21 protein-coding genes are annotated in these 23,452 nt (G+C 66.0%); 10 read left to right on the top strand and 11 right to left on the bottom strand.

Features of this window, described 5'->3' with window-relative positions:
• Positions 1–13: 13 nt before the first annotated feature.
• Both EDD25_RS01585 and EDD25_RS01580 read right to left on the bottom strand, forming a co-directional pair.
• Positions 14–517 (bottom strand): 2'-5' RNA ligase family protein, encoded by a 504-nt coding sequence (locus EDD25_RS01585; RefSeq protein ID WP_166671162.1) that lies wholly within the window; start codon positions 515–517, stop codon positions 14–16.
• Between the two features lie 39 nt (positions 518–556).
• A complete protein-coding gene (locus EDD25_RS01580; protein ID WP_134171737.1) occupies positions 557–796 on the bottom strand; it encodes a PLD nuclease N-terminal domain-containing protein in 240 nt (79 codons plus the stop codon).
• A 143-nt stretch (positions 797–939) separates the two neighbouring features.
• On the opposite strand from EDD25_RS01580, the gene EDD25_RS01575 reads away from it, so the two are divergent.
• The gene (locus EDD25_RS01575; protein ID WP_134175022.1) at positions 940–1,938 is read left to right on the top strand and encodes an LLM class flavin-dependent oxidoreductase; all 999 of its coding nucleotides are present in this window, start codon (positions 940–942) and stop codon (positions 1,936–1,938) included.
• 105 nt (positions 1,939–2,043) lie between these two features.
• On the top strand, positions 2,044–2,400 hold the full coding sequence (locus EDD25_RS01570; RefSeq protein ID WP_134171736.1) for an MmcQ/YjbR family DNA-binding protein: 357 nt from the start codon (positions 2,044–2,046) through the stop codon (positions 2,398–2,400).
• 38 nt (positions 2,401–2,438) lie between these two features.
• Here EDD25_RS01570 and EDD25_RS01565 read toward each other — a convergent pair whose 3' ends face one another.
• Positions 2,439–3,101 (bottom strand): histidine phosphatase family protein, encoded by a 663-nt coding sequence (locus EDD25_RS01565; RefSeq protein WP_134171735.1) that lies wholly within the window; start codon positions 3,099–3,101, stop codon positions 2,439–2,441.
• A gap of 123 nt (positions 3,102–3,224) precedes the next feature.
• Between EDD25_RS01565 and EDD25_RS01560 the strand changes: the two genes are divergently transcribed.
• Positions 3,225–3,551: an antibiotic biosynthesis monooxygenase family protein gene (locus EDD25_RS01560; protein WP_134171734.1), complete on the top strand. Its 327-nt coding sequence runs from the start codon at positions 3,225–3,227 to the stop codon at positions 3,549–3,551.
• 832 nt (positions 3,552–4,383) lie between these two features.
• Here the strand turns inward: EDD25_RS01560 and EDD25_RS01555 are convergent.
• From EDD25_RS01555 to EDD25_RS01540, 4 genes are all read right to left on the bottom strand, one after another.
• Positions 4,384–5,742: an O-acetylhomoserine aminocarboxypropyltransferase/cysteine synthase family protein gene (locus EDD25_RS01555; protein ID WP_134171733.1), complete on the bottom strand. Its 1,359-nt coding sequence runs from the start codon at positions 5,740–5,742 to the stop codon at positions 4,384–4,386.
• A gap of 60 nt (positions 5,743–5,802) precedes the next feature.
• Positions 5,803–7,011 carry a MalY/PatB family protein gene (locus tag EDD25_RS01550; RefSeq protein WP_134171732.1) on the bottom strand — a complete coding sequence of 403 codons (1,209 nt, stop codon included), beginning with the start codon at positions 7,009–7,011 and terminating at the stop codon, positions 5,803–5,805.
• A 127-nt stretch (positions 7,012–7,138) separates the two neighbouring features.
• Positions 7,139–7,447: a hypothetical protein gene (locus tag EDD25_RS01545; RefSeq protein WP_134171731.1), complete on the bottom strand. Its 309-nt coding sequence runs from the start codon at positions 7,445–7,447 to the stop codon at positions 7,139–7,141.
• Positions 7,448–7,480: 33 nt separating this feature from the next.
• Positions 7,481–8,263, bottom strand: coding sequence for an alpha/beta fold hydrolase (locus EDD25_RS01540; protein ID WP_134171730.1), 783 nt, complete (start codon positions 8,261–8,263; stop codon positions 7,481–7,483).
• 99 nt (positions 8,264–8,362) lie between these two features.
• On the opposite strand from EDD25_RS01540, the gene EDD25_RS01535 reads away from it, so the two are divergent.
• The 7 genes from EDD25_RS01535 to EDD25_RS01505 all read left to right on the top strand — a co-directional run bounded on the left by EDD25_RS01535 (position 8,363) and on the right by EDD25_RS01505 (position 19,242).
• A complete protein-coding gene (locus EDD25_RS01535; protein WP_134171729.1) occupies positions 8,363–9,877 on the top strand; it encodes a DUF3375 domain-containing protein in 1,515 nt (504 codons plus the stop codon).
• A complete protein-coding gene (locus EDD25_RS01530) occupies positions 9,870–10,592 on the top strand; it encodes a DUF4194 domain-containing protein (protein ID WP_134171728.1) in 723 nt (240 codons plus the stop codon). The genes EDD25_RS01535 and EDD25_RS01530 overlap by 8 nt, the downstream gene beginning before the upstream one ends.
• The gene (locus EDD25_RS01525) at positions 10,589–13,999 is read left to right on the top strand and encodes an ATP-binding protein (protein ID WP_134171727.1); all 3,411 of its coding nucleotides are present in this window, start codon (positions 10,589–10,591) and stop codon (positions 13,997–13,999) included. Before EDD25_RS01530 ends, EDD25_RS01525 begins: the two co-directional genes overlap by 4 nt.
• Positions 13,996–15,003 carry an isopenicillin N synthase family dioxygenase gene (locus tag EDD25_RS01520; protein ID WP_134171726.1) on the top strand — a complete coding sequence of 336 codons (1,008 nt, stop codon included), beginning with the start codon at positions 13,996–13,998 and terminating at the stop codon, positions 15,001–15,003. The genes EDD25_RS01525 and EDD25_RS01520 overlap by 4 nt, the downstream gene beginning before the upstream one ends.
• Before the next feature lie 109 nt (positions 15,004–15,112).
• Positions 15,113–17,347 (top strand): HelD family protein, encoded by a 2,235-nt coding sequence (locus tag EDD25_RS01515; protein ID WP_134171725.1) that lies wholly within the window; start codon positions 15,113–15,115, stop codon positions 17,345–17,347.
• Positions 17,348–17,432: 85 nt separating this feature from the next.
• Positions 17,433–18,359 carry an NADP-dependent oxidoreductase gene (locus EDD25_RS01510; RefSeq protein WP_134171724.1) on the top strand — a complete coding sequence of 309 codons (927 nt, stop codon included), beginning with the start codon at positions 17,433–17,435 and terminating at the stop codon, positions 18,357–18,359.
• 31 nt (positions 18,360–18,390) lie between these two features.
• Complete coding sequence (locus EDD25_RS01505; protein ID WP_134171723.1) at positions 18,391–19,242, top strand: aldo/keto reductase; 852 nt, start codon at positions 18,391–18,393, stop codon at positions 19,240–19,242.
• Positions 19,243–19,332: 90 nt separating this feature from the next.
• Here EDD25_RS01505 and EDD25_RS01500 read toward each other — a convergent pair whose 3' ends face one another.
• The 4 genes from EDD25_RS01500 to EDD25_RS01485 all read right to left on the bottom strand — a co-directional run bounded on the left by EDD25_RS01500 (position 19,333) and on the right by EDD25_RS01485 (position 23,367).
• Positions 19,333–20,667, bottom strand: a complete 1,335-nt coding sequence (locus EDD25_RS01500; protein ID WP_134171722.1) for an MFS transporter — start codon at positions 20,665–20,667, stop codon at positions 19,333–19,335.
• Positions 20,668–20,783: 116 nt separating this feature from the next.
• Positions 20,784–21,641, bottom strand: a complete 858-nt coding sequence (locus EDD25_RS01495; RefSeq protein WP_134171721.1) for a LuxR C-terminal-related transcriptional regulator — start codon at positions 21,639–21,641, stop codon at positions 20,784–20,786.
• Positions 21,642–21,694: 53 nt separating this feature from the next.
• A complete protein-coding gene (locus EDD25_RS01490) occupies positions 21,695–21,952 on the bottom strand; it encodes a hypothetical protein (protein WP_134171720.1) in 258 nt (85 codons plus the stop codon).
• Positions 21,949–23,367, bottom strand: coding sequence for a glycosyltransferase family 2 protein (locus tag EDD25_RS01485; protein ID WP_241986236.1), 1,419 nt, complete (start codon positions 23,365–23,367; stop codon positions 21,949–21,951). The genes EDD25_RS01490 and EDD25_RS01485 overlap by 4 nt, the downstream gene beginning before the upstream one ends.
• Positions 23,368–23,452 lie beyond the last annotated feature (85 nt).

The raw sequence follows: 23,452 nt of genomic DNA, 5'->3' as shown, positions 1-23,452 counted from the left end.
GCGCCGATCCTCTTCAGGCCTCGTGGTCGCCGCGGGTCGACCCCGACAAAACCACTGTTGCCAGCACCGTGCGCCCGCCGGCGGCCGACCGCGGCGCCATGTCCACGACCGCAATCTGCTCCAGAAGGACGGTATCTCCGGCGTGCATACGACCGTGGTTCTTAAACGTGATGTGCGGTGTGAACTCGGCTCCGGTGAAGGCCGGTTCTTGGGGCGATTCGCCCAACGGCCCAACGGCCGCCACGAGCTGTTCGTGCAATCGTGTGAGAGCCTCGTTCTCCACCATGACAGAGACCGGCACGTCGTGACGGCGGCCGAACATCTGCTTGCGACCCACGACGGCTGGGATTGCCGGTTCAGCAGATGCCGCTGCGGCAATGAGCGCTGCCACGTGCCCGGGTGCGGCATCCGTTCGAAACGGGGCGAGCACGGTGATGTGCAGGGGCCATTCGTTCACGGGGAATTGATCGCCCACCTGCAAGGGCGAGAGCGGAAGAACAACGACGAGTCGGGGCACGTGCTGAGTGTATAGAGGCACCGTCGCTGCCAGCGAGACTTACTGACGACCCCGCAGAAAGTACGCTATCGGGCCGACGAAATTCAGGCCGATGACTATGGCCCACAGCGATTTCTTGCCCCGAACCTTTCTCGCCGGACGCATGGCCAGATCGAACCACGCCGCGGCGGCCAGAGCGAACTGCAGCACGCCGGCAAGTTTGATACCGATCCGCTGCTCCGAGCTGAGATCGCTCCACTGCTCCGAGCTGAGATCGCTCCACTGCTTCCTGGCCTTCATGGGTTCCTCCGCGGTTGTGCGCTCAGCGGTTGTGCGCTCAGCGACTGTGTCGTGTACCCGAACGATACCCCCCGCCACTCACGCCGCCACATTTCTCTGGACGTCTTGGTAACGATTCGAGGATGAAAGCGGTTGAACCCAGCATGACGATTCCGCTATCCATTCTTGACCTCGCACCCATCACTCCAGGGCACACGATCCGGGAGAGTTTTTCGGGGAGTGTCGCGCTCGCGCAAACCGCCGAGAAGCACGGATACACGCGCGTCTGGTACGCCGAACACCACAACATGCCCACAATCGCATCGTCGGCCACGGGCATCCTGATCGGCCATGTTGCGGGGCATACGGAGAGCATCCGCCTGGGTGCCGGCGGCATCATGCTGCCCAACCACTCGCCGCTGGTGATTGCCGAGCAGTTCGGCACCCTGGCCGAGCTCTACCCCTGCCGCATCGACCTCGGACTCGGCCGAGCACCGGGGAGTGACCAGACCACGGCCAGGGCCATGCGGCGCGACCCGCGGGCGAGCGACCAATTCCCCCAGGACGTCACGGAGCTCCAGGCATACCTGCGCGGCGAGTCGATCGTGCCTGGCGTGCAGGCGATCCCAGGCGCCGGAACCAACGTGCCGCTGTATATTCTCGGGTCCTCGCTGTTCGGCGCGCAACTGGCCGCGGCCCTCGGCCTTCCCTACGCGTTTGCCTCCCACTTCGCGCCCGACTCCCTGTACGAGGCCGTCGCCACCTACCGCCGTGCTTTCACCCCCTCGGCGCAGCTCGCCGCGCCGCATGTGATCGTGGCGGCCAATGTGATCGCCGCCGACGAGTCGGCGGATGCCGTGCAGCAGTTCGAGACAGTCCGTCGCCGCCGCGTGCGCGGCATGATCTCGCGCGGACCCGCGACGCCTGACTACACGGACGAGCAGATCGACGCCTTCCTGACGACCACCCAGGGCGCCCAGCTGGCCAACATGATGCGCTACTCCGCGGTCGGATCGCCGGTTGAGGTGCGTGCCTTCCTCAAGGACTTCGCCGCGTCCACCCAGGCCGACGAACTCATCCTCGCGCACCCGTCCACCCAGATTGACGCCCGTCTGCGCTCGGTGGCGCTCACCGCTGAGGCAATGGCCGGTTCCCTGGTGTAACGGCATCCGCTGCCCTCGGCCCGGGAACATCGCCCGTGCGCATCGCGCGACGGTGTGTTCCTCGGGACCGCAGGTGCCGCGGCGCCGGGGCGTAACATTTATGGCATGAGTCCGGATGACCTCGTTGAATTCTGCCTGAGCCTGCCCCAGTCGGAGGAAACCTTTCCTTTCGGCCCGGAGACGAGTGTTTTCAAGACCACCGGAAACGGAAAGATCTTCGCGCTCTCCGCCCTGGCTGAAGATCCGCTCACGGTGTCGCTCAAATGCGATCCTGAGGAGAGCCGCGCCCTGCGGGAGGAGTTTCCCGGCCAGATCGCTCCGGGGTACCACCTCAACAAGAAGCACTGGATCACGATTGTGCTCGACGGCCATGTGGACGTCGAACTCGTGGAGCAACTCATCCATGCCAGCCATGCCCTGGTGCGGCCGAAGGTGCCGCGGGCCAGGGGCACCAGGGCGTAGAGCTGGGTTCCCGCTCGCCGGGAGACTCGGGGGGAGACCTAAACGCTGTCGACGGCATGGCCCATCGGGTCGGAGGCCGCCGGGTCGGCCAACCCGCTGCCACCGAACGGCTGTCCGGCATATGATTGTAGGGTCCAGCCGTCTTCGGGGGAACCTGTCAGTTCCGCGATCCCCGTGTTGTCGAGATCGTTGTGCGCCGTGAACATCGGGGGAACGTTGATGGCGCGCATGGCCGTCCACAGGCGGATCGACGCGCCGTGGCTGAAGACCACTGCGGTTTGCGTAGTGGCGGCAATATGGGCGATATCGGCGTCGAAACGGTCGAGGAAGACTTGCCCGTTGGCTGCCCCGGGCATGGCGGCGCTCAGGTCACCATGCACCCAGGCGAAGACGGTTTCCATGTATTTGCGAACGGAATCGCGATCGCTGAGCCCCTCAAGCGCGCCAGCCTCGATCTCGTGCAGACCCGGCAACACCTGTACGGGGAGGTCGCGCGCTGCGGCGAGCGGAGCGGCAGTGAGCTGCGTGCGAATGAGGGTTGACGCGAAGATGGCCTCCGTCGAATGGACTCGCAGGGATCCGGGAACGGCAGCGGCCTGAGCAGTACCGACTGCGGTGAGTCCGGGGCCGGGATGCGCGGTGTCGAGCAGTCCGAGAACGTTGGAGGGTGTCTGGCCGTGGCGGATGAGAAGGAGTCGCATGGTCACTCCAGTTTAGAGATGGCAACCTGTGAGAGCACAGGCTCAAATCGTGTGTGGGGGATTCGCAGCACGGGCTGCCACCATGGGAGGCACACTCGAACCCCGACAGAAAGCAGCAGCCCTATGACGATCATCAAGATCAACGCGATCACCGTGGCCGATGGCAGTGGCGACGAACTGGCCCACAGATTCGCGGCGAGGGCCGGTGCCGTTGACGATCGACCCGGATTTGAAGGTTTTGAGCTGCTCAAGCCCACCGACGACCGCAACACCTGGCTTGTCCTCACCCGCTGGGCCGATGAGGAGTCCTTCCAGGCCTGGGTTTCATCGCCCGCCTTCGGACACGGCCATCGCAGTGAGAAGCCCACAGAAGGCGAACCGGTCGCCCGCCCCGTTGGTGTGAGCAGCGAGCTGTGGTCCTACACGATCGCTGGGGGAACCGCCGTCTAACGTGCTTGGGCACGCGGCAAGAGGCCCCTGGTGCACTGTGTGGCGCTGACCCCTGACCCCTGGGCGGATTGCGAAACCCGGCGTGACCGGATTCAACGGGACCGCTCCATCCGACCGGGTGTTGCGTCGTCGGCCTTCCGGGGGCCTAGGATAGGCATGTCTAACGTGAACCTTTGGGGGAGGAAGCAACGGATGGCAGTGCCCGATAAACGTCGCGTGTCTCAGATACCGACGGCAATGGTGCACGCGGGGGTCGTTGGTGGGCGAGTCCGACCGGGCCGGAGGCTCGGTCGGCTCGTGAGCCGCGCTGTTCAGGGCGTTGAACACCTGTCTCGGTCGCTCGGTCTTCCGGATCGCGCCGCTGTCAGGGAAGATCCTGAGCGGAATGTGCGACTCTGGAGCCGCGGTCTGCTGCCAGCAGAATCCATCAGCAGAGTCCATCAGCCGTGCCGTCGTGTCCTGTGGCGGCTGGCACATGGCCCGGATCAATGTTGAGATAGACCTGGACGCATCGGGAAACCTGCGGATCGCCAATGAAGCGGCCGTTCAGCTTGCCATCCTCTCCGGCACAACGGTGGTCGTACAGGTCTGCACGACCGATCTGCGCCGGAGGGACAGGCGCAGGATGGGGCTCTCCCCGATTCAACGGACGTGCCCTTGACGACCACACGCGTCTGGCTGTTCGATCTCGATGGTGCTCGGCCCGTGGAAGCCGATGCGCTGCTCGCCAATGCGTGCGCGGATCCCGGCGCGGTGCGAGACAACGCGGGTGCACACTTCGAAACCGGTTGGCCGGTGACCGGGCTGCCGGGAGGAGCCTGGCGACGCGCGATCAGCGTACCGCGGCGACCCGGTCCAGACCGTCCCGTAGATCAGCGATCAGATCGTCGACCGATTCGATCCCCACCGACAGCCGCAGCATTCCGGCGGTGATGCCCAACCGGGCGTTGAGGTCGGGGGCGAACGACGCGTGCGTCGTGGTGAGGGGATGCAGCACCATCGACCGGGTGTCCCCGATCCCCGTCATGCGACTGAAAATGCGCAGCCCGTTGGAGAAGGCGCGGGCGCCCTGGGTGCCGCCCGTCACCGTGACGGCGAAGACCGACCCGGTTCGCCCGCCGTAATAGCGTTGCGCCAGCTCGCGAAGGGGGCTGCTGGCGAGCCCGGCATAGTCCACAGCCTGCACCTCCGGCTGTTCCTCAAGCCAGTGGGCGATGGCTATCGCGTTGTCGACGTGGCGCTCCATCCGAAGCGAGAGAGTCTCAATGCCCTGGTGCAGCAGGAATCCGTTGAAGGGGGAGAGCGAAGGTCCGATGTCGTTGACCACGGCCTCACGCACATACTGCGCGTAGGCGGCCGGGCCGAAGCGGTCGAGCAGCGAGGGTGAGCCCGGTCGCAGCGAATCGGTCAGCAGCGGGTAGCTGCGGGTGCTTCCGGCCCAGTCGAAGGTGCCCCCGTCGATTACCGCGCCGGAGACGCCGGCACCGTGGCCGCTCAAGAACTTGGTCGTGGAATGCACGACAATGTCGGCGCCGTGCTCGAACGGCCGAATCAGGTAGGGCGTGGCAACGGTGTTGTCGACAACGAGCGGGATACCGTGACGGCGGGCGACTGCTTTGATCCGCGCAATGTCGACCACGTCATTGCGCGGATTCGGAATGGTCTCCGTGAAGATCGCCTTCGTGGTCGGACGGATGACCGCGTCCCAGGCCGCGTCGCTATCGGTGTCCCAGACATAGTCGACCTCCACGCCGAAGCGGCGAAAGCTTCGGCCAAACAGGATGCGGGTGCCGCCGTAGATGCTCGCGGTCGAGACGATGTGTTCACCCGACTCCGCGAGGGCGAACAAGGCCGCCGTGATGGCCGCCTGTCCGGAGGACACGACAACGGCCGCCGTTCCGCCCTCGAGGGAGGCGAGGCGGGCCTCGGCCACGGCGTTCGTGGGATTGCCCTGGCGGGAGTAAATGGGCTCACGGGAATCGCCGGAGAACCGTGCGGCCCCGTCGTCGAAGGAATCGAACACGTATCCAGCGCTCAACGTCAACGGCGGTATCCGTGCGCCCCGGTTCGCATCCGGATATTCACCCACGTGAACCTGGCGCGTATCGAACCTGAAGTCCGTCCAGTCGGCGATCGGCGCGGCAACGGCGCGGGCCTCAGAGGAGGGTGTCACCGGCTCGGTGGCTGCCATCGGGGGTCCTGTAGCGGTCGACGGGGCGTGCGCGGGGGTATCCGTTGTGAAAGGCACCGCTCAGGCCGCACTCGTCAGCGCGGGACCGTGATCGGGACCGTGCGCGGGGGCGCCTGGCGCACGCGCCACGAGGGCGGCGATGCGCGCCACGGCCTCGCGCAGGGTATCGGGGGAGCACGCGAGGTTGAGCCTGGCGAACCCACGGCCGCCGGGGCCGAAACACTCGCCGTCGTTCAGGGCGACCCTCGCGTCGTCGAGAATGCGGCGGTAGGGAGAATCGCCGAGACCCAGGTGGCGAAGATCGAGCCAGGCCAGGTAGCTGGCGCGGGGCCGGTGATAGATCACGGCGGGCAGCTGCTCGCGGAGTAGGGTCGCGAGCAAGCGATCGTTTTCGACAATTTGGGTGATGGCAGTGTCGAGCCAGTCGCTACAGGCAAAGGCTGCGATATTGGCGTGCAGCCCGAGGATACTGGTGCGACAGGCCACCTCCTCGGGAAGGCGGTTCAGCAGCTCGTTGGTGTCGTCGTTCGCCGCAATGATGAGCGCGCACTTCACGCCGGCCACATTCCAGCCCTTGCTCGCGGACGTCACGGTGACGGCGCGCGCGCCGGCCGCCGCGGCGAGGGGGGCGAAGGGTGTGAACGTGACGCCGTGGTGGGTGAGCGGGGCGTGAATCTCATCGGAGACGACGAAGACGTCGTACGTCGCGGCCAGACGAGCGAGCTCCTCGAGGGTTTCCCGGTCGAAGACGATGCCGTGCGGGTTGTGGGGATTGCAGAGCAGGAACGCGTCAATTCCGCTGGCGAACGTGCGCTCGAGGGCGTCGAGGTCGAGCGACCAGGTACCGGCGCGCTCGAGAAGCAGCGTCTCGACGGCGGCGGCGGCGACCTCTTCGACCAGCTCGTAGAAGGGCGGGTACACGGGCGGCGTGATCGAGATGCGCCCACCGCGCGGCACCACGAGACGCAGCGCCTCGACGATCCCGACGCTCACATCGGTGGCGAGGTGCACATGAACAGGGTTCACCCGCCAACCCCAGCGGGTGAGGGCGAAGTCCGCGAAGGCGGGAGCCAGGGGGCCGGGGCCGTCGAGGTAGCCGGTATCGGATGCCTGCACGCGCTCCACGAGCGTCTGAACGATCTCGGGGGCGAGGGTGTAGTCCATCTCGGCGACAAACAAGGGAAGTACGTCGGCCGGAAACCGAGTCCACTTGATGCTGCTGCGCTCTGCCCGAATACTTTCGAGGGGCGCTACGGGGAAGACTGACATGACCACAGCCTGTGGCAGCGCGTGCCCTTTCGCGAACACGCCCGTAAAAATTCGACACATGCGCGGAGGCCTCCGTGCCCGTCCGCCGCGATGCCGGCCCCGACCGGTGGCCACCGTCCGGGGTGAGCTACGGGAGCAGGGAGAGGATGGTGCGGGTCAGGGCGAGGGCGACGGAAAGCCCCACGAGCACGAACGACACGATCACCAGGCCGCGTCCTCTGGCCTTGGCGGGAATCACCCGAAACGCCTGTGTCGCGTAGGCGAGGCCGATGACCGCGACGATGAGCGACGGCAGGGGGAAGACGATGGCCAGGATGAAACCGGCGAGCGTCAGCCAGAAGCCCGGCACACGGCCCGGGGTCTTGGACCAGTCCGGGCGTGGGGCGCCCATGCCCAGAAGGTTGTTGCCGTCCATCTTCGCGCGGGGGTCATTCATATGTTGCTCCTTCAAGAAACGTTCGTCACAGTCTCACAGGGCGTGCGCCAGAAAAGAACGGGCCGCGTCGCGGAAGTCGCGGGACGTGGGCGCGTTGAAATGGTTGCGGCCCGGGATCTCAAAAAATGTGCCCTGCGGGGTCACCGCGGCGAGCGCGCGCGACGCCTCGAGGATGTGGTCGTCACTTCCCGTCGCGAACATGACCGGCTGGAGCGGAGCATTCGCCGCGCTCGGCTGTTCGCCATCGCGCATTCCCTCCACGAGGGCCACGAGTGATGTGAGGTTGTTCCCCGGAACCGCCTTCGCCATCTTCAGGAACGCACCGGTCAGGCGATCGGTCACGTCCACCCCGTGCTCGATGTGGGCGCGGGCATCCGCAATGTCGAAGCGCTTCAGCGGATCCCCATCGGGGATGCCGCCGAGGACCGCTCGGCTGATCCGGTCCGGGTGGTCATGGGCCGCCCGCCAGCCGACTCGGGCGCCGAGGGAGTACCCGACGAAGCCGACCTCGTTGATCAGGTAGGCGTCGAGCACGCGAAGCACATCGTCGACCAGGGTGCCCATGGCGAAACTCGCGGCCGAGAGCGGCTTGTCGCTGGCCCCGTGACCTCGCTGGTCGAGGGCGATGAGGTGGTAGCCCGCACGAACCAGGTCCCGCACCCAACCGGTGTGGTGCCAGTTGGCGAGCGCGCTGGAAGCGAAACCGTGCAGGAGAAAGACGGTGGGGGCATCCGGATCACCGAATTCATAGGTGGCCAGTTGTGTGCCGTCGGTGGCGTGAACGATCTTGGGCGGGGGAGCGGGGGGCGTGTGCATCAGAATCTATTTGACCATGACCCGCACGAGAAACCGACCGCAGTCCAGGTGTGGCCTACGGGCGACTACGGTTGATGAGGTCTTGAAGGGAATAACTGAGTGAGCGATATTGCGGCCGAACTGGCGCGGGTGCGTGAGGCGTTCGACAAACCGACCCTTCGGCTCCTGGATCGCAAGTGGGCGCCCTTCGTGCTCGCCGTCTTCAAATCGTCGTTCAGTCGTGACCGGCGCAGCGTGCAGGCCGACCTGCTGCACACCCAGGTGGATGCGTACCTGGCCGACCTGCGCTCGGTGGGCAGCGAGGTGCCGGGCAAGAACGGTCGTGCCCTCTGCGTGCAGTGGATGAACGACCAATGGCTCTACCGCGAGACGGGAGACAACGGCGAGGAACAGTACTCGCTGACGTCGCACGCCCTCGAGGCGCTGCTGCTGGTCGCGAGCCTCTCCCGGGACCGCGCGCTCATCAGCGAGTCACGTCTGACGACGATCGTCGACGCCGTGCGTCACCGCGCCACACAGGCCAACCCGGATCGTGAGCAGCGCATCCGTCGCCTCGACCAGGAGATCGCCGAAAAACAGAGCGAACGAGATCGTCTCGCGGCCGGCGGTGAAATAGCGGAAACGTCCTCGGAGCAAATGCACGAGGGCTACGCCAACCTGGTCAACCTCATCACCCAACTTCCGAGCGACTTCAAACGGGTCGAAGAATCCGTCGCTGGCATGCACCGGCAGATCGTGAACGATTTCCGCGCTGAGGAACGCCCGATCAGTGAGGTTCTCGACGACTACCTCACGAAAACGGATGCCCTCATGACGTCGACCGCGGAGGGCCGCGCCTTCGAGGGGGCCTTCACCCTGCTGCGCAACGACGCCCTCATGCAGGAACTGAAGAACGACCTCGAAACGATTCTGCTGCACCCCTTCGCCCTGGAGCTGAGCGCCGACGACCGGCGCAGTTTCATGGGCACCGTGAGCCTCATCCGTAAGGGAATCGACGATGTGCTCACGCAGCGAAACGGTCTCACCACGACTTTGCGCGAGCACATCGTCAACCATGACGTCGTCAAGGACCGGGAGCTTGAGCGCCTGCTGCGGGAGATCAACAAGGAGCTGGCCACCTGGATGGAGACGGCCGGACCCCGGTCGACCGTCACCGCCGAGCTGATGCCGGGAACGCTCGATGTGGAGCACCTCCGCGAACGTTTCTACGACCCGGGAGCGCACCTTGCGCCGCCCGAGCTGGAGGACGTGTCGGGGGACGCCCCCGAGCCGGCCAGCCTCGGTGCGCTGCGTGGCCAGGGCGGACCGCTCCTGGACGACATGCGTCTCGCGATTGTTGCCGCGTCCTCCGCGGCGCTCCATGCCGGGAACGGTGCCTCCATCGGTGACGCCTTCAATGGCCTGGATGCCGGCCTGCGCCGCCCCGTCGAAATTCTGGGGCTGCTGCACATGGCGACCCAGCTGGGCACGGTGCACCACTCGAAGGTCAGTGAAGCCTTCGAGACGGTACGCCCCGACGGCACGGTGCGGTCGTTCGCCGTGCCCCGAATTGTTTTGAACGAGCACGACACGGCGGCACTGGCCGCCCTGAACTCAGGACCTGATCATGACTGACACCTGGACCGACGACGCCGACGGCGGCGCAGACACCGAGCACCCCCTCGAGAATTCGACGGAGAACTTCTCGTTGTTTGAGGGGGATGAGGGTGGCCTCACCATCGCACAGCGCAAGACCCTGGTGCTGCTCATGAAGCAGCGTTACATCTCTGCGGCGCTCCAACCCGTGGAATGGCGCACCCTGCTCGCCGCGCAGGGCCTGATCAAATCTCGGCTCAACGACGTGTTCCTCGACCTGCACATCGACCTGCACTATGAGGTCGCATTCAAACGCCAGGCCGTCGCCGAGGGCGGAGACCGATTCCCTACGCTGCTGCACGACGTGTCGTACTCGCGTGAAGAGACGATCCTGCTCGTGCTGCTGCGCCAGCGTTTTCGCAGCGAACGCGCCAACGGGCAGGACATCGTCATCGTGGACCGCGATAACCTCGTCGACAATGTGGCGCGCTTCCGGCCGGAGAACGCCACGGACCTCTCCGGCGACGCCCGCCGGGCCACCGCGGCCGTGGACAGCCTTGCCAAGGCGCGGGTGCTGCTGAAGACGAGCGACCCCGATCGGTTCAGAATCTCCGCGGTGATCGAGGTGCTGCTGCCGGTCGAGCGCCTCGCGGAACTTCTGGAGTGGCTGCTCAATCAGAATGACGAGCAACAGTCGCCCGAAACCGCCGAAACGCACACCATCGGCGAGCGCGAACTGGAGAGCATCTCATGAGCGATTCCGCACTGTTCTACATCGACGGATCCACCGAAGGAACCACGCAGTGGCGCGCCGAATCCTTTCAAATGGTGAACTGGGGTGGTTTCCACGGCCACCACGACGTGGCCTTCGCGCCAACCGCCACACTCGTATCCGGTGCATCCGGCACGGGCAAGAGCAGCCTGCTTGACGCGTACCTCGCCCTGATGATGCCGTCGGACACCCCCTTCAACGGTGCGTCCAATGACGCCGGATCCGGCCGCGCGCGAAGCGCCGACCAGCGCAACCTCATGACGTACCTCAAGGGCAAGACCGACTCCACCCGCGAGACGGGCACCGGACAACTGCACGACCAGGTCTTGCGCGGCGCCGACTCGTCAACGTGGGGCGCCGTGGCCATGACGTTCATCGACGACAACCAGCGGCGCTTCACCGTGCTGCGCGCCTACTTCCTCCCGCGGGCGGCGACACGATTCGCTGACATCTCGATGAAGATGGCAACCGTCGACGGACACCTCGACCTGCGTGACCTCGCCGAGATCGCCGAATCCCGATTCGACAAGCGGGCGCTGAAGACCAGGTTCCCGGAGATGGACGTTTTCGACACCTACGCCGCCTTCGCGCAGACGCTGTTCACCCGCCTGGGCATCGGGGCCAACGGCGAGGGAGGAAAAGCCCTGCGGCTGCTCGCCCGGATCCAGGCCGGACAACAGGTCCAGAGCGTCGACGGGCTGTACAAGTCGATGGTGCTCGAGCAGCCGGCAACGTTCGCCGCCGCAGACAAGGCCGTCGATCACTTCGAAGACCTGGAACGTTCCTACGGGGCCATGGTCACCGAGGCGCAGAAGGCCAAGGTTCTCGAGCGCCTGCCCGACCTGTACCGTGACTTCGAAGCGGCATCGGCCAAGGCCGACCTCATCGACACCTTCGGCGTGCATCGCGACGGCGACACGCCGTTCGTGCTCTGGAAGCTGCAGACCGAGCGCAGCCTGCTCGACCTCGCCGCCGACGCCAACCGCGCGAAGCGACGGGACAACCTCGCCGCCTTCACGCGCAGCCGAGACAGCGAGACCGACCTGAAGACCCGGGTCGGCGAAATTCAGCACCGGCAGCGCGACAACGGCGGTGACGCGCTCGTCAGCCTGCAGAACGAACAGGCGCGACTTCGCGACAAGAGCGACGATGTGGCGGGCGAACGCGCCCGGTTCGACGAACGCGTGCGAGCGCTGTCGCTCGACATCCGCTCCCTCGATGACCTGCGGGGTGCCGAGGCCGCGGCCCAGACCTTTCTCGCGCAGAGCGCCAAGCGTGAGCGTGACCTCGACGAACAACGCGACCTGCTGCACAAGACGTCGTATCCGGTGGAGGCCCAGATTCGGGAACTCACGCAGGAGCGCGCCTTTCTCACCGGGCGAGCGAGCCTCGTACCGCAGCACCTGCACAACGCCCGCGTCATGATCGCCGAGGCGAGCGGTATCCCGATCGAGGACCTGCCCTTCGTGGCGGAACTCATCGACCTGGCACCGGCCGAGGAAGCGTGGCGGCACGCGGCCGAGGTTACCCTTGCCCCCATCATCCGGGTGATGCTGGTGGATGCGACCCGCCTGCGGGCGCTGAGCGAAGCCATCGATCCGCTGCACCTCCCCGTTCGCATCCATTTCGAAGGCGTCACGCTCGAAGACTTCACGACCGCGGACGGTGACGTGCGATTCGTCTCCGGCAAGCTCGTGCACAAGGGCTCGCCGTTCAGCGGCTGGGTCAGGGCGCGCGTTCAGGCCGAGGCCCTCGACGCCCGCTGCGTCGAGGGCGCGGCAGACCTGCCCGGCGACGGGGCGCGGGTCACCCGCAACGGCCAGACCCGCAACGGCGGCCGAGGAGCGCACGGGTGGAACCGGGACCAGAAATCCATCATCGGATTCTCCAACCGCACCCGGCTCGACGACATCGAGACGGAACTAGCCGAGCGTCGAGCCACCGCCACCCGGCTGGCCGGCGAAGCGACAGAACGGGGCAACAGCATCACCGAACTGCGCGCACACACCGTCGCGCAGCAGGTCATCGTCGACACCGTCTGGTCGACGATCGACGCCGCGGGCGCAGAGGCGCGCATCACCGAGAAAACCGCCGAATATGAGCGGGTGCTCGGGGCGAGCGACGTGCTCCTGGCCCTGAAAGACGAGGAGGAACGCCTCGCGACCGAGCTCGACGGAGTGCAGAAGCTCAAGCATGCCACGGAGCGCACGACCGAGCAGCTCGCAACAGAGCAGGCGCGAATCGTCGACGCCCAGGACACCCTCAGTGACGCCCTCGATCGGATCGAACGCACCGCGTCCGTGACCCTCGCGCCGGAACACGCCACCCACCTCGACGCGCAGTTCGCCCTCGTAACCGACCAGACCGACCTGACCCAGTACGAGGCGGGAGTGAAACGGTTGCGCGACGGACTCATCGCGCAGTCCGCGCAGGACCGCGGCAACGCCCTCCGCGCGCGGGACTCCCTGATGCGCATCTTCGAGACCTTCCAAAGCCGCTGGCCCGACCCGAACATCGGCGTGTCCATGGAATCGTTCACGGCCTACCGGGACATTCTCGATGCCGTGTACACGCTCGGACTGCATGAGCGACGCCAGGAATGGAAACGACGACTCGCGGCGTGGAGCGGGCAGGACCTCGTGCCGCTCGCCGGAGCATTCTCGAGTTCCATCGAGGAGATCGAAGACCGACTCCGCCCGATCAACGAGATCCTGACGACACTTCCCTTCGGCGCCGGACGGGATCGGCTGAAGATTTCGCTGCGACGGTTGCACTCCGAGGATGCTGCCGCCTTCCAAAAGGAGCTGAAGGCGCTGTCGTCGGGCGCCACGGAAGCGTTCACCGAGGAGCAGACCGAGAGCCGCTTCACGCGGTTGCAGGCCTTCATGAACCTGATTCGTCGCCCTGACGGGGAATCGCGCCAGGAATCCTCGCGCGATCTGCTGCTCGATGTGCGCAAGCACGTGGAGATCACCGCCGTGCGCACCACCCCCGACGGGGTCGACGTGAGCACCTACTCGTCCCTCGGCGGTAAGAGCGGCGGAGAGTCGCAAGAGCTCGTCGCCTTTGTTGTCGGCGCCGCGCTGCGGTTCCAGCTGGGGGACGAGAGCCGAACCCGACCGCGCTTCGCCCCGGTGTTCCTCGATGAGGGCTTCGTGAAGTCTGACTCGGAGTTCGCCGGTCGGGCCGTTGCGGCCTGGAAGGGTCTCGGGTTCCAACTCATTGTGGGAGCCCCACTCGACAAGGTGACGGCCCTTGAGCCGCACATGGAACTCGTGCTGTCGATGACGAAGAACAACGCCACCGGTTACTCCTACATCATCCCGCTGGTCTCCACCGTGCCAGCCGTGGCGCCGGCCGTTCTGGAGAGTGCAATGATAGACGCATGAGAGGCGCCGCACCATCCGTTTCCCTTCCCGTCCTCGACCTCTCCCGACTCAACGGAGGGGACGCGGACGCCGAGGCGTTCCGAGTGGAACTGCGCGAAGCCACCCACAATTTCGGCTTCTTCTACCTGACCGGGCACGGGGTTCCGGCCGGCCTCATCGAACGTGTCCTGGGTTGCGCACGCGCCTTCTTTGCGCTCCCCGAAGCCGACAAGATGGCCATTGAGAACCTGCAGAGTCCCCACTTTCGCGGCTACACGCGGGTAGGCGGCGAGCTCACGAAGGGCATCGTCGACTGGCGGGAACAGATCGACATCGGCCCGGAACGTGAGACCGTGCCGCGCACGGCCGACACCCGCGATTTCATGCGGCTGGAGGGCCCCAACCAGTGGCCCGTCGCCCTGCCGGAGCTGCAGGAGGTCATGGCCCAATGGTGCGAGGCGCTGAACGCGGTCGCGCTTCGTCTCATGCAGGCGTGGGCGCTCTCCCTCGGCGCCGATGAGCATGTCTTCGACGACGCTTTCGCCGGCAAACCCTTCACCCTGATCAAGATCGTGCGCTACCCGGGCAAGTCCGACCCCACCCCGCAGCAGGGCGTCGGGGCGCACAAGGACTCCGGCGTGCTGACGCTCCTCTTCGTGGAGCCGGGCAAGAGCGGCCTGCAGGTGGAGAAGGACGGCGACTGGATCGATGCGCCACCGCTCGACGGTGCCTTCGTGGTCAACATCGGAGAACTGCTGGAGGTGGCAACCGACGGCTACCTGAAGGCCACCGTGCACCGCGTCATCTCCCCGTTGATCGGGCAGGACCGCATCTCGATCCCGTTCTTTTTCGGGCCGGCCCTTGACGCCACGATTCCGCTGTTGGATTTGCCGGACACCCTGCACGCGCCCGGCATCACCGTTGACCCCGAGAACCCGATCTTCACGACGTACGGGGAGAACGCCCTCAAGAGTCGGCTGCGGGCGCACCCCGACGTCGCGGCCATCCACTACGCCGACCTGTAGGGCACGTGCCTCCGGGGCTTTCTCTTGCAGCACAACGGCTGGCCCCTGTGGCGGGCAGGCACCCGGTCGACCGCGACTAAACTGGAGCTTTGGGTTTAGGGGAGTTTGAGTGATCGATCAAGAGCTTGCGCGTGAACAGGACTACGTCACCACGCTCTACGCTCGGTTGGATGCGCTGCAACGGGAGGCCGAGCAGCAGCTGACGGCGGTGCGGAGACTCGACGTGGGTGGCAATCACCAGGCGCGGTCTGAGCGGGACAACTTCGCGAGGCTCTACGAAGACAGAATCATGCAGCTGCGCGAGGTTGATGATCGGTTGGCGTTCGGACGGTTGGAAACAGCAGCCGATGAAACAACCGGGGAGCCCGTTTTTCGCTACATCGGACGCGTCGGCCTCCGCGACGAGCAACTGCACCCGATCCTGCTCGACTGGCGCGTTCCCCAGGCGAGCGCCTTCTACCAGGCGACCGCGGCCACCCCCCTCGGAGCCCGGTCCCGGCGGCACCTGCTGTCCAGCGGACGCAACATCGTTCGTATCGAAGACGAGATTCTTGACGCCACGCTGCTCGACGACGCCGGCGCTACCCTGCACCAGGGTGAGGGAGCGCTGCTTGCCGCCCTCACTGCCCAGCGCACGGGGCACATGACCGACATCGTGTCCACCATCCAGGCCGAGCAGGACAAGATCATTCGCTCTGACCTCCCCGGCGTGCTGGTGGTGCAGGGTGGGCCGGGAACAGGAAAAACCGCGGTCGCCCTGCACCGTGCGGCCTACCTGCTCTACACGCACCGCGACCGTCTCCGGGATTCCGGCGTGCTCATTGTGGGTCCGTCGCGGTCGTTCCTGCAGTACATCGAAGCCGTTCTGCCGTCCCTGGGTGAGACCGGTGTCGTGCTCGCCTCGGTGGGCCAACTCTTCTCGGGGGTGGAAGCGACTCGGGAGGACATCCCGGCGGTCGCCGAGCTCAAGGGCCAGACCTTCATGGCGGATGTCATGGCGCGCGCTGTTCGCTCCCGTCAGCGGGTGCCGGCCCAACCCCTCACCCTCGTCGTGAACGGCGATCGCCTCACGGTGCACCCGCAGCTCTTCCGCGACGCCATCGCCCGGGCACAATCCGGTGGCAAACCGCACAACGAGGCGCGGGTCACCTTCGTGAAGATAGCGCTCGGTGCGCTCGCGAAACAGTGGCTGGCCCAGCTCAAGGAGCAGGGGCGGTCAATGGACGACACCGATCTTCCCATGCTGCGGGAAGATCTGCGCCTGGCCGACGACGTCAGGGTCGCGTTGAACACCGCCTGGCTGCCCCTCACCCCGCAGAAGCTTGTGCAGGACATATTCGCGCGCCCGCAGTGGCTCGCCGAGCTCACTCCCGGGTGGTCGGATGCACGGCGGGCGCTCCTTCGGCGTTCACGCGACGCTGAACTCACGATCTCCGACGTTCCCCTGCTCGACGAGGCCGCGGAACTGCTTGGCGAATACAACGTTGTCGATCAGGCGCAGAAACGGGCCGCCAAGGAACAGCGCAAGCGCGACATTGAGAACGCGGAATCGGCCATAGAAAACATGGAGGTCAAGGGTCTGGTCAACGCGAAGAAACTCGCGGAGAGCTTTGCCGAGTTGGGCGATCGCGCGACGACCGCGGAACGCGCCGGTCGTGATCGCACCTGGACGTACGGCCACGTCGTTGTTGACGAAGCCCAGGAGCTGTCGCCGATGCAGTGGCGGCTGCTGCTGCGCCGCGGTCCGCGGCGCTCGTTCACGATCGTGGGCGACATCGCCCAGGCGGCGTCAGCCGCCGCATCCGCCAGCTGGAAGGACGCGCTCCAGCCCGTGCTGCAGGGATCGCTGGAGGAGGGCCGGTGGCGGTTGGAGGAACTCACGGTGAACTACCGCACACCGAGTCAGATCGCTGAGGTCGCCGAACGCGTGGCGCTTGCGCACGGCCTGCACATCACGCCCTCGCGCACCGTTCGGGCGAGCCTGTGGCCGGTGGAATACGTCACGGATGTTGCGGAGGCCGTGCGTCGTGATCGGCGCCTCGAGCACGAAGGGACCCTTGCCGTTATTGCCGTTGACGCGCAGATCACGGCGTTGGATGCGGCCCTGACGGCGGAGTTCGGCCCGCTCGTTGGGCGTGGGCCGTTGGGGCTGACTCGGGACATTGCCCTGCTCACCCCCCAGGACGCCAAGGGACTCGAGTTCGACGCCGTCATCGTCGTGGAACCCGCGTCCGTCATCGCGGTATCGGAACGGGGTGCCGGCGCGCTGTACGTCGCCATGACCCGGGCCACGCAGCGTCTCTACCTCGTGTCGGAAGAACCGCTGACGCCGGAGTTTCGCTAGCGTTCGGACCCGGGACGGAGCGAACGTCGGCTGAGAGGACGCTGACCGCCGGAATACGCTGCCGCCAGGCCACGTTCCACCCACAATGCAAGCAATAACGTACAGCGAATATGGCAGCCCCGATGTTCTCGAGTTGACCGAGCAGCCCCTGCCCAAGGTCGGACCGGGAACGGTCCTGATTCGGGTGAAGGCGGCCGCAGTCAATCCGGTGGATTGGAAGGTCATGGCCGGGTATCTCGATCCGATGCTCGACATCAGTTTCCCCGCCGTCCCCGGCTGGGACGTGGCCGGTGTCGTCGAAGCCGTCGGTGTCGATGCGCCGCACTTCGCCGTTGGCGACGAGGTCATCTCCAACGGCCGGAAGGACGTCGTCCAGGCCGGCAGTTTCGCGGAATTCATCGCTCTTCCCGAGCGGCTCGTCGCCCGGAAGCCTCGGTCCCTCACCTGGGAGCAGTCCGCCGGGTTGCCGCTGGCTGGCCTGACCGCGTTTCAGGTGCTCACCCGTCTGGGCGTCGCTGACGGGGACACCGTGCTGATCCACGGTGGCGCCGGGGGAGTCGGGTCCCTCGCGATCCAGCTCGCTGTCGCCCGCGGGGCGCGCGTACTGGCCACCGCGTCGCAGGCCAACCACGACTACCTTCGTGCGCTCGGCGCCGAACCCATCGAGTACGGCGACGGCCTCACCGAACTCGTGCGAGCACTGGCCCCGGCCGGCGTTGACGTCGTCGCCGACTTCGTGGGCGGCGTGCTCACGACCACCCTCGCCGTGCTCGCCGACGGCGGTCGACACGCATCCGTCGCCGACGGTGACGCCGAGGCGCACGGCGGAACGTGGATGTGGGTTGACCCCTCCGGCGCCGATCTGCAACGCCTCGCGGACCTCGTCGACGAGAACGCGTTCACCATTGACGTTGCCCGCGTCTTTCCGCTCGCTGAGGCAGCGGATGCCTACCGGCTCAACATGGTCGGGCACACCCGCGGCAAGATCATCGTCACCGTCGATCTGCCGTAAGCCCACGCCTGTCAACGATTTAGGAGTTCCCATGACTGCACCGTCCAATCTCGCCGCCGTACCCGCCATCGCGCTCAACAGCGGCGCCACCATTCCCCAGCTCGGTTTTGGCACGTTCCAGATCGCCGCGGCGGATGCAAAGGCCGTAACGCTCGCCGCGCTTGAGGCCGGTTACCGCCACATTGACACGGCCGAGATGTACGGCAACGAGAAGGAGGTTGGTCAGGCCATCGCCGAATCCGGTCTCGCCCGCGCGGAGGTGTACGTGACGAGCAAACTCAACAACGGCTTCCATGCGCGAGCGGATGCCCTCGCCGCGTTCGACCGCACGCTCGATGATCTCGGCCTGGAATCGATTGACCTCTTCCTCATTCACTGGCCGCTCCCGGCCGTGGGCGACTATGTGGAGACGTGGACGGCGATGGAAGAGATGGCGCGTTCGGGCCGCGTGGCATCCATCGGCGTCTCCAATTTTCAGCAGGCACACTTGCAGCGGCTCTTCGACGAGACGGACACCGTTCCCGCCGTGAACCAGATCGAGGTGCACCCGTACCTCACACAGGACACCCTGCGTGCGTTTAACAACGCGCACGGCATCGTGACCGAAGCCTGGTCACCCCTGGCCCAGGGAGGCGTGCTCGGGGATCCCGTGATCACGGCCATTGCCGACCGCGTCGGCCGCACGGCCGCACAGGTGACGTTGCGCTGGCACCTGCAGCGCGGCGACGTCGTCTTCCCGAAGTCGGTCACGCGTGCCCGCGTCGACGAGAACTTCGCGCTCTTCGACTTCGAGCTGACGGATGGCGACCTCGCCTCGATCACGGCGCTCAACCGCGACGAGCGCACCGGCCCGAACCCGGACGAGTTCAACTACATCCCGTAGCCGACGTAGTGCGTGCGAACAGCCCGCCGGGCTCTCCCTGAGGGGAAGCTCGGCGGGCTGTTCGCGTGTGTCCGGTGACGGATCTTGGCCCTAGTCCTTCATGCTGATGCCCTTGGTCTCCGGCAACCCGAAGGTGGCGAGCAGGCTGACCACGCTGACGCCGGCAAGCAGCAGGCCGATCGAGTAGCTGCCCAGGCTGGCTCCAATGGATGCCGCCACAAGCGGAGTGATGCCGCCGCCGACCAATGCGCCCAGGTTGTACGCCATTCCGGCACCGGTGTAGCGATACCGGGTGGCGAAGAGTTCTGGCAGATAGGCGCCGACCGGGCCGTAGATGCCTCCGACGATGAGCAGCGTACCGGCGAGGCCGAGCGCGAATGACCACTCGGTACCGATGTCGAGAATCGGGAACAGGGCGAGTGCCCATGGCACAGCAATCATGCAGGAGGCCACAATCACCGGGCGTCGGCCCAAGCGGTCGGAAATAATCGCGCTTGCGATGGTGCCGATGGCGAAGACCAGGGCGCCGAGGATACCGAGGGAGAGGATCGTCGGGCGGCTGTGGGCGAGCCCGTCGGGGTTGGTGCCGTAGGCGCTCAGGAAGGCGGTACCGGTGTAGAAGAACGCGAAGAGCATCATGGTCGACGCCCCGCCGAGCAGGATCTGGCGCGGCTGGTTACGCACGACTTCCCACACCGGCAGCTTGCGGGCAACCGGCGCCGCGACCCTGGCTTCGGTTTCCGCGGTGAAGACCGGAGTCTCTTCGATCTTGAGGCGGATGTACAGTCCGATGACAACAAGCACGGCGCTGAGGATGAACGGGATTCTCCAGCCGTAGCTGAGGAACGCGTCAGAGGTGTCACCAAGCGTCAGGTTGATGATGAGGAATGTGCCGCTGGCCAGTGCAAAGGCGATCGACGGGCCGAGCTGCGGGAACGCGGCGTACAGGCCTCGCCGTTTCGGCGGAGCGTATTCGGCCGCGAGCAGTGCGGCACCGGCCCATTCGCCGCCCACGGCGAAGCCTTGAAGAAAACGCAGCAGGACGAGGATGATGGGTGCCGCGACACCGATCATGCTCGCATCGGGGAGCAGGCCGATCGTGACGGTGGCGATACCCATGATGAGCAGCGTGCTCACGAGTGTTTTCTTGCGGCCGAGGCGGTCACCAAAATGACCGAACAGGATCGCTCCGAGTGGGCGGGAAACGAAGGCGACGGCAAAGGTGCCGAACGACGCGAGGGTGCCCGCCGCCGTGCCCAGAGCCGGAAAGAACACCTGCGGAAAGACGAGGGCCGCTGCGGTGCCGTAGATCAGAAAGTCGTAGAACTCGATGATGCTGCCCATGGAACTCGCCACGGCTACCCTGGCCATTGATGTGCGGCGCCGCGCGGGACGCACCTCACGAATTGCGGTTTGTTCGAGCATGCGATATCTCCCTTGACACCGTGGCCGGGGCCTTATGCCCTGGCAGATGCCCAGACTGACAGTGTGCTGTGCGAGCCACTACCTCCTGGGGGAGGTGGTTCGGCGCGGATTCTGGATCAGGGCAGCAGACGCAGCCGGCGAGCCACCTGCACCGCCTCGGTGCGACTATGGGCATGAAGCTTGGACATGATGGTCTGCATGTAGCCCTTCACGGTGACCGGGCGCAGGGCGAGGCGACGGCCCACCTCGGCATAGGAACAGCCGAGAGCCACTTGGGCGAGGACATCTGATTCACGGGGCGTGAGGCGGGGGGCATCCGCCGGAACGCTCGAGGAGCCGACGAGCTGCTGGGTCACGGCGAGGAGCCGCAACGACAATGCCGGATCGGTGGTGAGGCGGGCCATCGAAAGCAGTTCGGCGTGGGCGATACGCACGATCTCGATCAGGTCGCGGTCGAGGGGCTCCGTGGCGTGCTGGTCCACGACCCGGAGGATTGAGACGCGGTTGTCGACCTCGTCGCGAATCAAGAGTTCCCGGGAGATGAGGGAGGCACCAGCGGTGAGCAGATCGATCGATCGCTCGCCAATGGACGCACTGTCGCGAGTGGCGGCGTAGAGCATGCTGCGGGGCTGGCCTCCGACGAGGACCGGCAGGGCCACCATCGCGCGCAGGCCTTCGATGCGTACGGCCCTGTCGTGCTGGTGTGTGATGCGGTCGGAGTTGAAGTAGTCGGAAACGCCGACCGGGCGGGCCTGCAGCAGCGCGCGTCCACCGATTCCCTCGCCGGTTTGCACGACCAGGTTTCGTAGGCCGTGCGTGGTGGTGCCCACGAACTCGGTGATCGTGAGCTGGGAACGGTCAACCAATCCGGCGAATATCACTCCGATTCCGGATTGCCCTGCGAGCTCCCGAAGCGCTCCCTTGAGGAGTTCCCGGTCGCAGGGGCGATACACCTGAGGTTCGCACTCAGACATGGACCCCTCCCGAGCGTCGTCGCGTTAGGGGGATGTTAGCAGTTTCTGTGCCGTCAGCCGGGCTCGCGTTCCGTCCCCGGCTGTTCGCGGGTTGCGGCATCCGGGTGGATGCCGCGCGTCTCGGCCCGACGCCGTCGACCGGGGACAAAATCAGCGAAGTGCACCATCGGCACAATTTTTGCAATGGCGAGCGCGGCATACATGACCGTGTTGATGGCCACGAACGATGCCAGAATGGCAAAGAAGTGGGAATGCAGCACTGACGTTGGCAGCAGGATGCCGGTGGGGAGTGCCTGGACGAAGCCGGTCATGAGGAGGCCTCCTCGACGGAGGCCGTCGCGGTCGGAGCATGGTCCACGTGGCCCCAGGCGCCCGTGCGTCCGAGCGTGATGTCGATGATGCCCTGCACGTAGACCAGATCCAGCACGATATCGAAGACCAGCTCGGGAACCAGCGCGGCGGCGAGCAGGCGAGCGCGCCAGCCGCCCTTCCAGACGCTCACCACACGTTCGGCCGTGAACACGAAACCGAGGCCCAGCCAGAACGGAAACCAGACCCAGACGTTCACGGCGAGAACGGTGATCACGATGAGCAGCACGAAGCAGCCCAGAGCGATCACGCTGTAGCCGATGCCCAGCTGCTGCGCCCAATAGCGAAACGTGGCCCGTGTGATGCCGTAGGCGCCGAGGTTTTCGAGGGCGCCGCGTTGCCAACGCAGGCGCTGCACCCACAGGGCTTCCACGGTCGGCATGACCTCGGTGACGACCGTGCATTCGGCGGGGGAGATGATCAGCGCGCCGAGGGACTTCAGCGCGAGCGTCAGCTCGTTGTCTTCGGTCAGTGCGGCCGTGTCGTAGACATCACCGGATATCCCCGGGATGCTCACGCCGCGGTGGGCGGCGACGCTGCGCAGCGCCGTGCTGCGAAACAGCGACGCCGTGCCCGTGAGCACGAAGACCCGGCCGCGGCGGCGTCCGATCTGGGTGGAGTAACGCACGTATTCGTTACGCTGCAGCTGCCCGAGCAGACCCGCGCCCTCCTCGCCGTAGAAGAGACCGCCCACCGCCATCAGTCCGCGGTCGTTGGTGAAACGCGAGACCGCACCGGCGAGGAATCCGTCGTCAACGGCTGTGTCGGCATCCAACACCATGATGACGTCGTTCGGGCCCTGATCCGGCAGGATTCTGCGTAGTACCTGGTTGAGCGCGCCGGCCTTCCTGGCCGTGTTCTCGACCGTTTCAACGACCTCCACGCCGTGGCTGCGCGCGATGGCAACGGTGCCGTCGGTGCAGTTGTCGGCCACGACGATCACTCGGCCGGGGCGGTGTGACTGCGCCAGAATGGACCTCAGCGTGTCGGGCAGGGACGCTTCCTCGTTGTGGGCGGGGATCAACACGGTCACGACCACCGGGCCGTGGAACGTGCCGCGGGTGGCGGCCATGATCACCTTCGGAGCCAGCGGTGACGTTTGCACGTCGAAGGAGCGACGCGCCTTGTTCGAGACCTGAATCTCGATGAGCGCGACCCCGGCGGCAAACATGACGGCGAGGGCCACAGCGGCGAGCAGCACGCGAGGGGACGGGGCCTCGAGATCGTAGAAGAGCCGCCAGATGCCGAAGATGATGCCTTCGCTCGGCACGTTTCCCTGCGGCGGCGAATCTGATGCGACGGCAAGCCACAGCAGGAGCGCGGCGCTTCCGGCGATGGCTCCGACGACCAGTCCCACGCCTCGACTGAACGGTTGCGTCCGCATTATTCTACCCCCTATGGAGGGGACATTAGCAGATTATTTCCGGTAAATGCGTGAGAGT

The sequence above is a fragment of the Cryobacterium psychrophilum genome (assembly GCF_004365915.1).
Lineage (GTDB): Bacteria > Actinomycetota > Actinomycetes > Actinomycetales > Microbacteriaceae > Cryobacterium > Cryobacterium psychrophilum.
The sequence above is the reverse complement of the archived record's forward strand: the minus strand, read 5'-3'. Positions and strand labels throughout refer to the sequence as shown.

Excerpts from the sequence above, each read along its gene's own strand:
- EDD25_RS01500 (WP_134171722.1), bottom strand. The coding sequence starts at position 20,667 with ATGCTCGAACAAACCGCAATTCGTGAGGTGCGTCCCGCGCGGCGCCGC.
- EDD25_RS01580 (WP_134171737.1), bottom strand. The coding sequence starts at position 796 with ATGAAGGCCAGGAAGCAGTGGAGCGATCTCAGCTCGGAGCAGTGGAGC.
- EDD25_RS01565 (WP_134171735.1), bottom strand. The coding sequence starts at position 3,101 with ATGCGACTCCTTCTCATCCGCCACGGCCAGACACCCTCCAACGTTCTC.
- EDD25_RS01505 (WP_134171723.1), top strand. The coding sequence starts at position 18,391 with ATGACTGCACCGTCCAATCTCGCCGCCGTACCCGCCATCGCGCTCAAC.
- EDD25_RS01525 (WP_134171727.1), top strand. The coding sequence starts at position 10,589 with ATGAGCGATTCCGCACTGTTCTACATCGACGGATCCACCGAAGGAACC.
- EDD25_RS01510 (WP_134171724.1), top strand. The coding sequence starts at position 17,433 with ATGCAAGCAATAACGTACAGCGAATATGGCAGCCCCGATGTTCTCGAG.
- EDD25_RS01560 (WP_134171734.1), top strand. The coding sequence starts at position 3,225 with ATGACGATCATCAAGATCAACGCGATCACCGTGGCCGATGGCAGTGGC.
- EDD25_RS01550 (WP_134171732.1), bottom strand. The coding sequence starts at position 7,011 with ATGTCAGTCTTCCCCGTAGCGCCCCTCGAAAGTATTCGGGCAGAGCGC.
- EDD25_RS01555 (WP_134171733.1), bottom strand. The coding sequence starts at position 5,742 with ATGGCAGCCACCGAGCCGGTGACACCCTCCTCTGAGGCCCGCGCCGTT.
- EDD25_RS01570 (WP_134171736.1), top strand. The coding sequence starts at position 2,044 with ATGAGTCCGGATGACCTCGTTGAATTCTGCCTGAGCCTGCCCCAGTCG.
- EDD25_RS01540 (WP_134171730.1), bottom strand. The coding sequence starts at position 8,263 with ATGCACACGCCCCCCGCTCCCCCGCCCAAGATCGTTCACGCCACCGAC.
- EDD25_RS01530 (WP_134171728.1), top strand. The coding sequence starts at position 9,870 with ATGACTGACACCTGGACCGACGACGCCGACGGCGGCGCAGACACCGAG.
- EDD25_RS01545 (WP_134171731.1), bottom strand. The coding sequence starts at position 7,447 with ATGAATGACCCCCGCGCGAAGATGGACGGCAACAACCTTCTGGGCATG.
- EDD25_RS01520 (WP_134171726.1), top strand. The coding sequence starts at position 13,996 with ATGAGAGGCGCCGCACCATCCGTTTCCCTTCCCGTCCTCGACCTCTCC.
- EDD25_RS01490 (WP_134171720.1), bottom strand. The coding sequence starts at position 21,952 with ATGACCGGCTTCGTCCAGGCACTCCCCACCGGCATCCTGCTGCCAACG.
- EDD25_RS01575 (WP_134175022.1), top strand. The coding sequence starts at position 940 with ATGACGATTCCGCTATCCATTCTTGACCTCGCACCCATCACTCCAGGG.
- EDD25_RS01495 (WP_134171721.1), bottom strand. The coding sequence starts at position 21,641 with ATGTCTGAGTGCGAACCTCAGGTGTATCGCCCCTGCGACCGGGAACTC.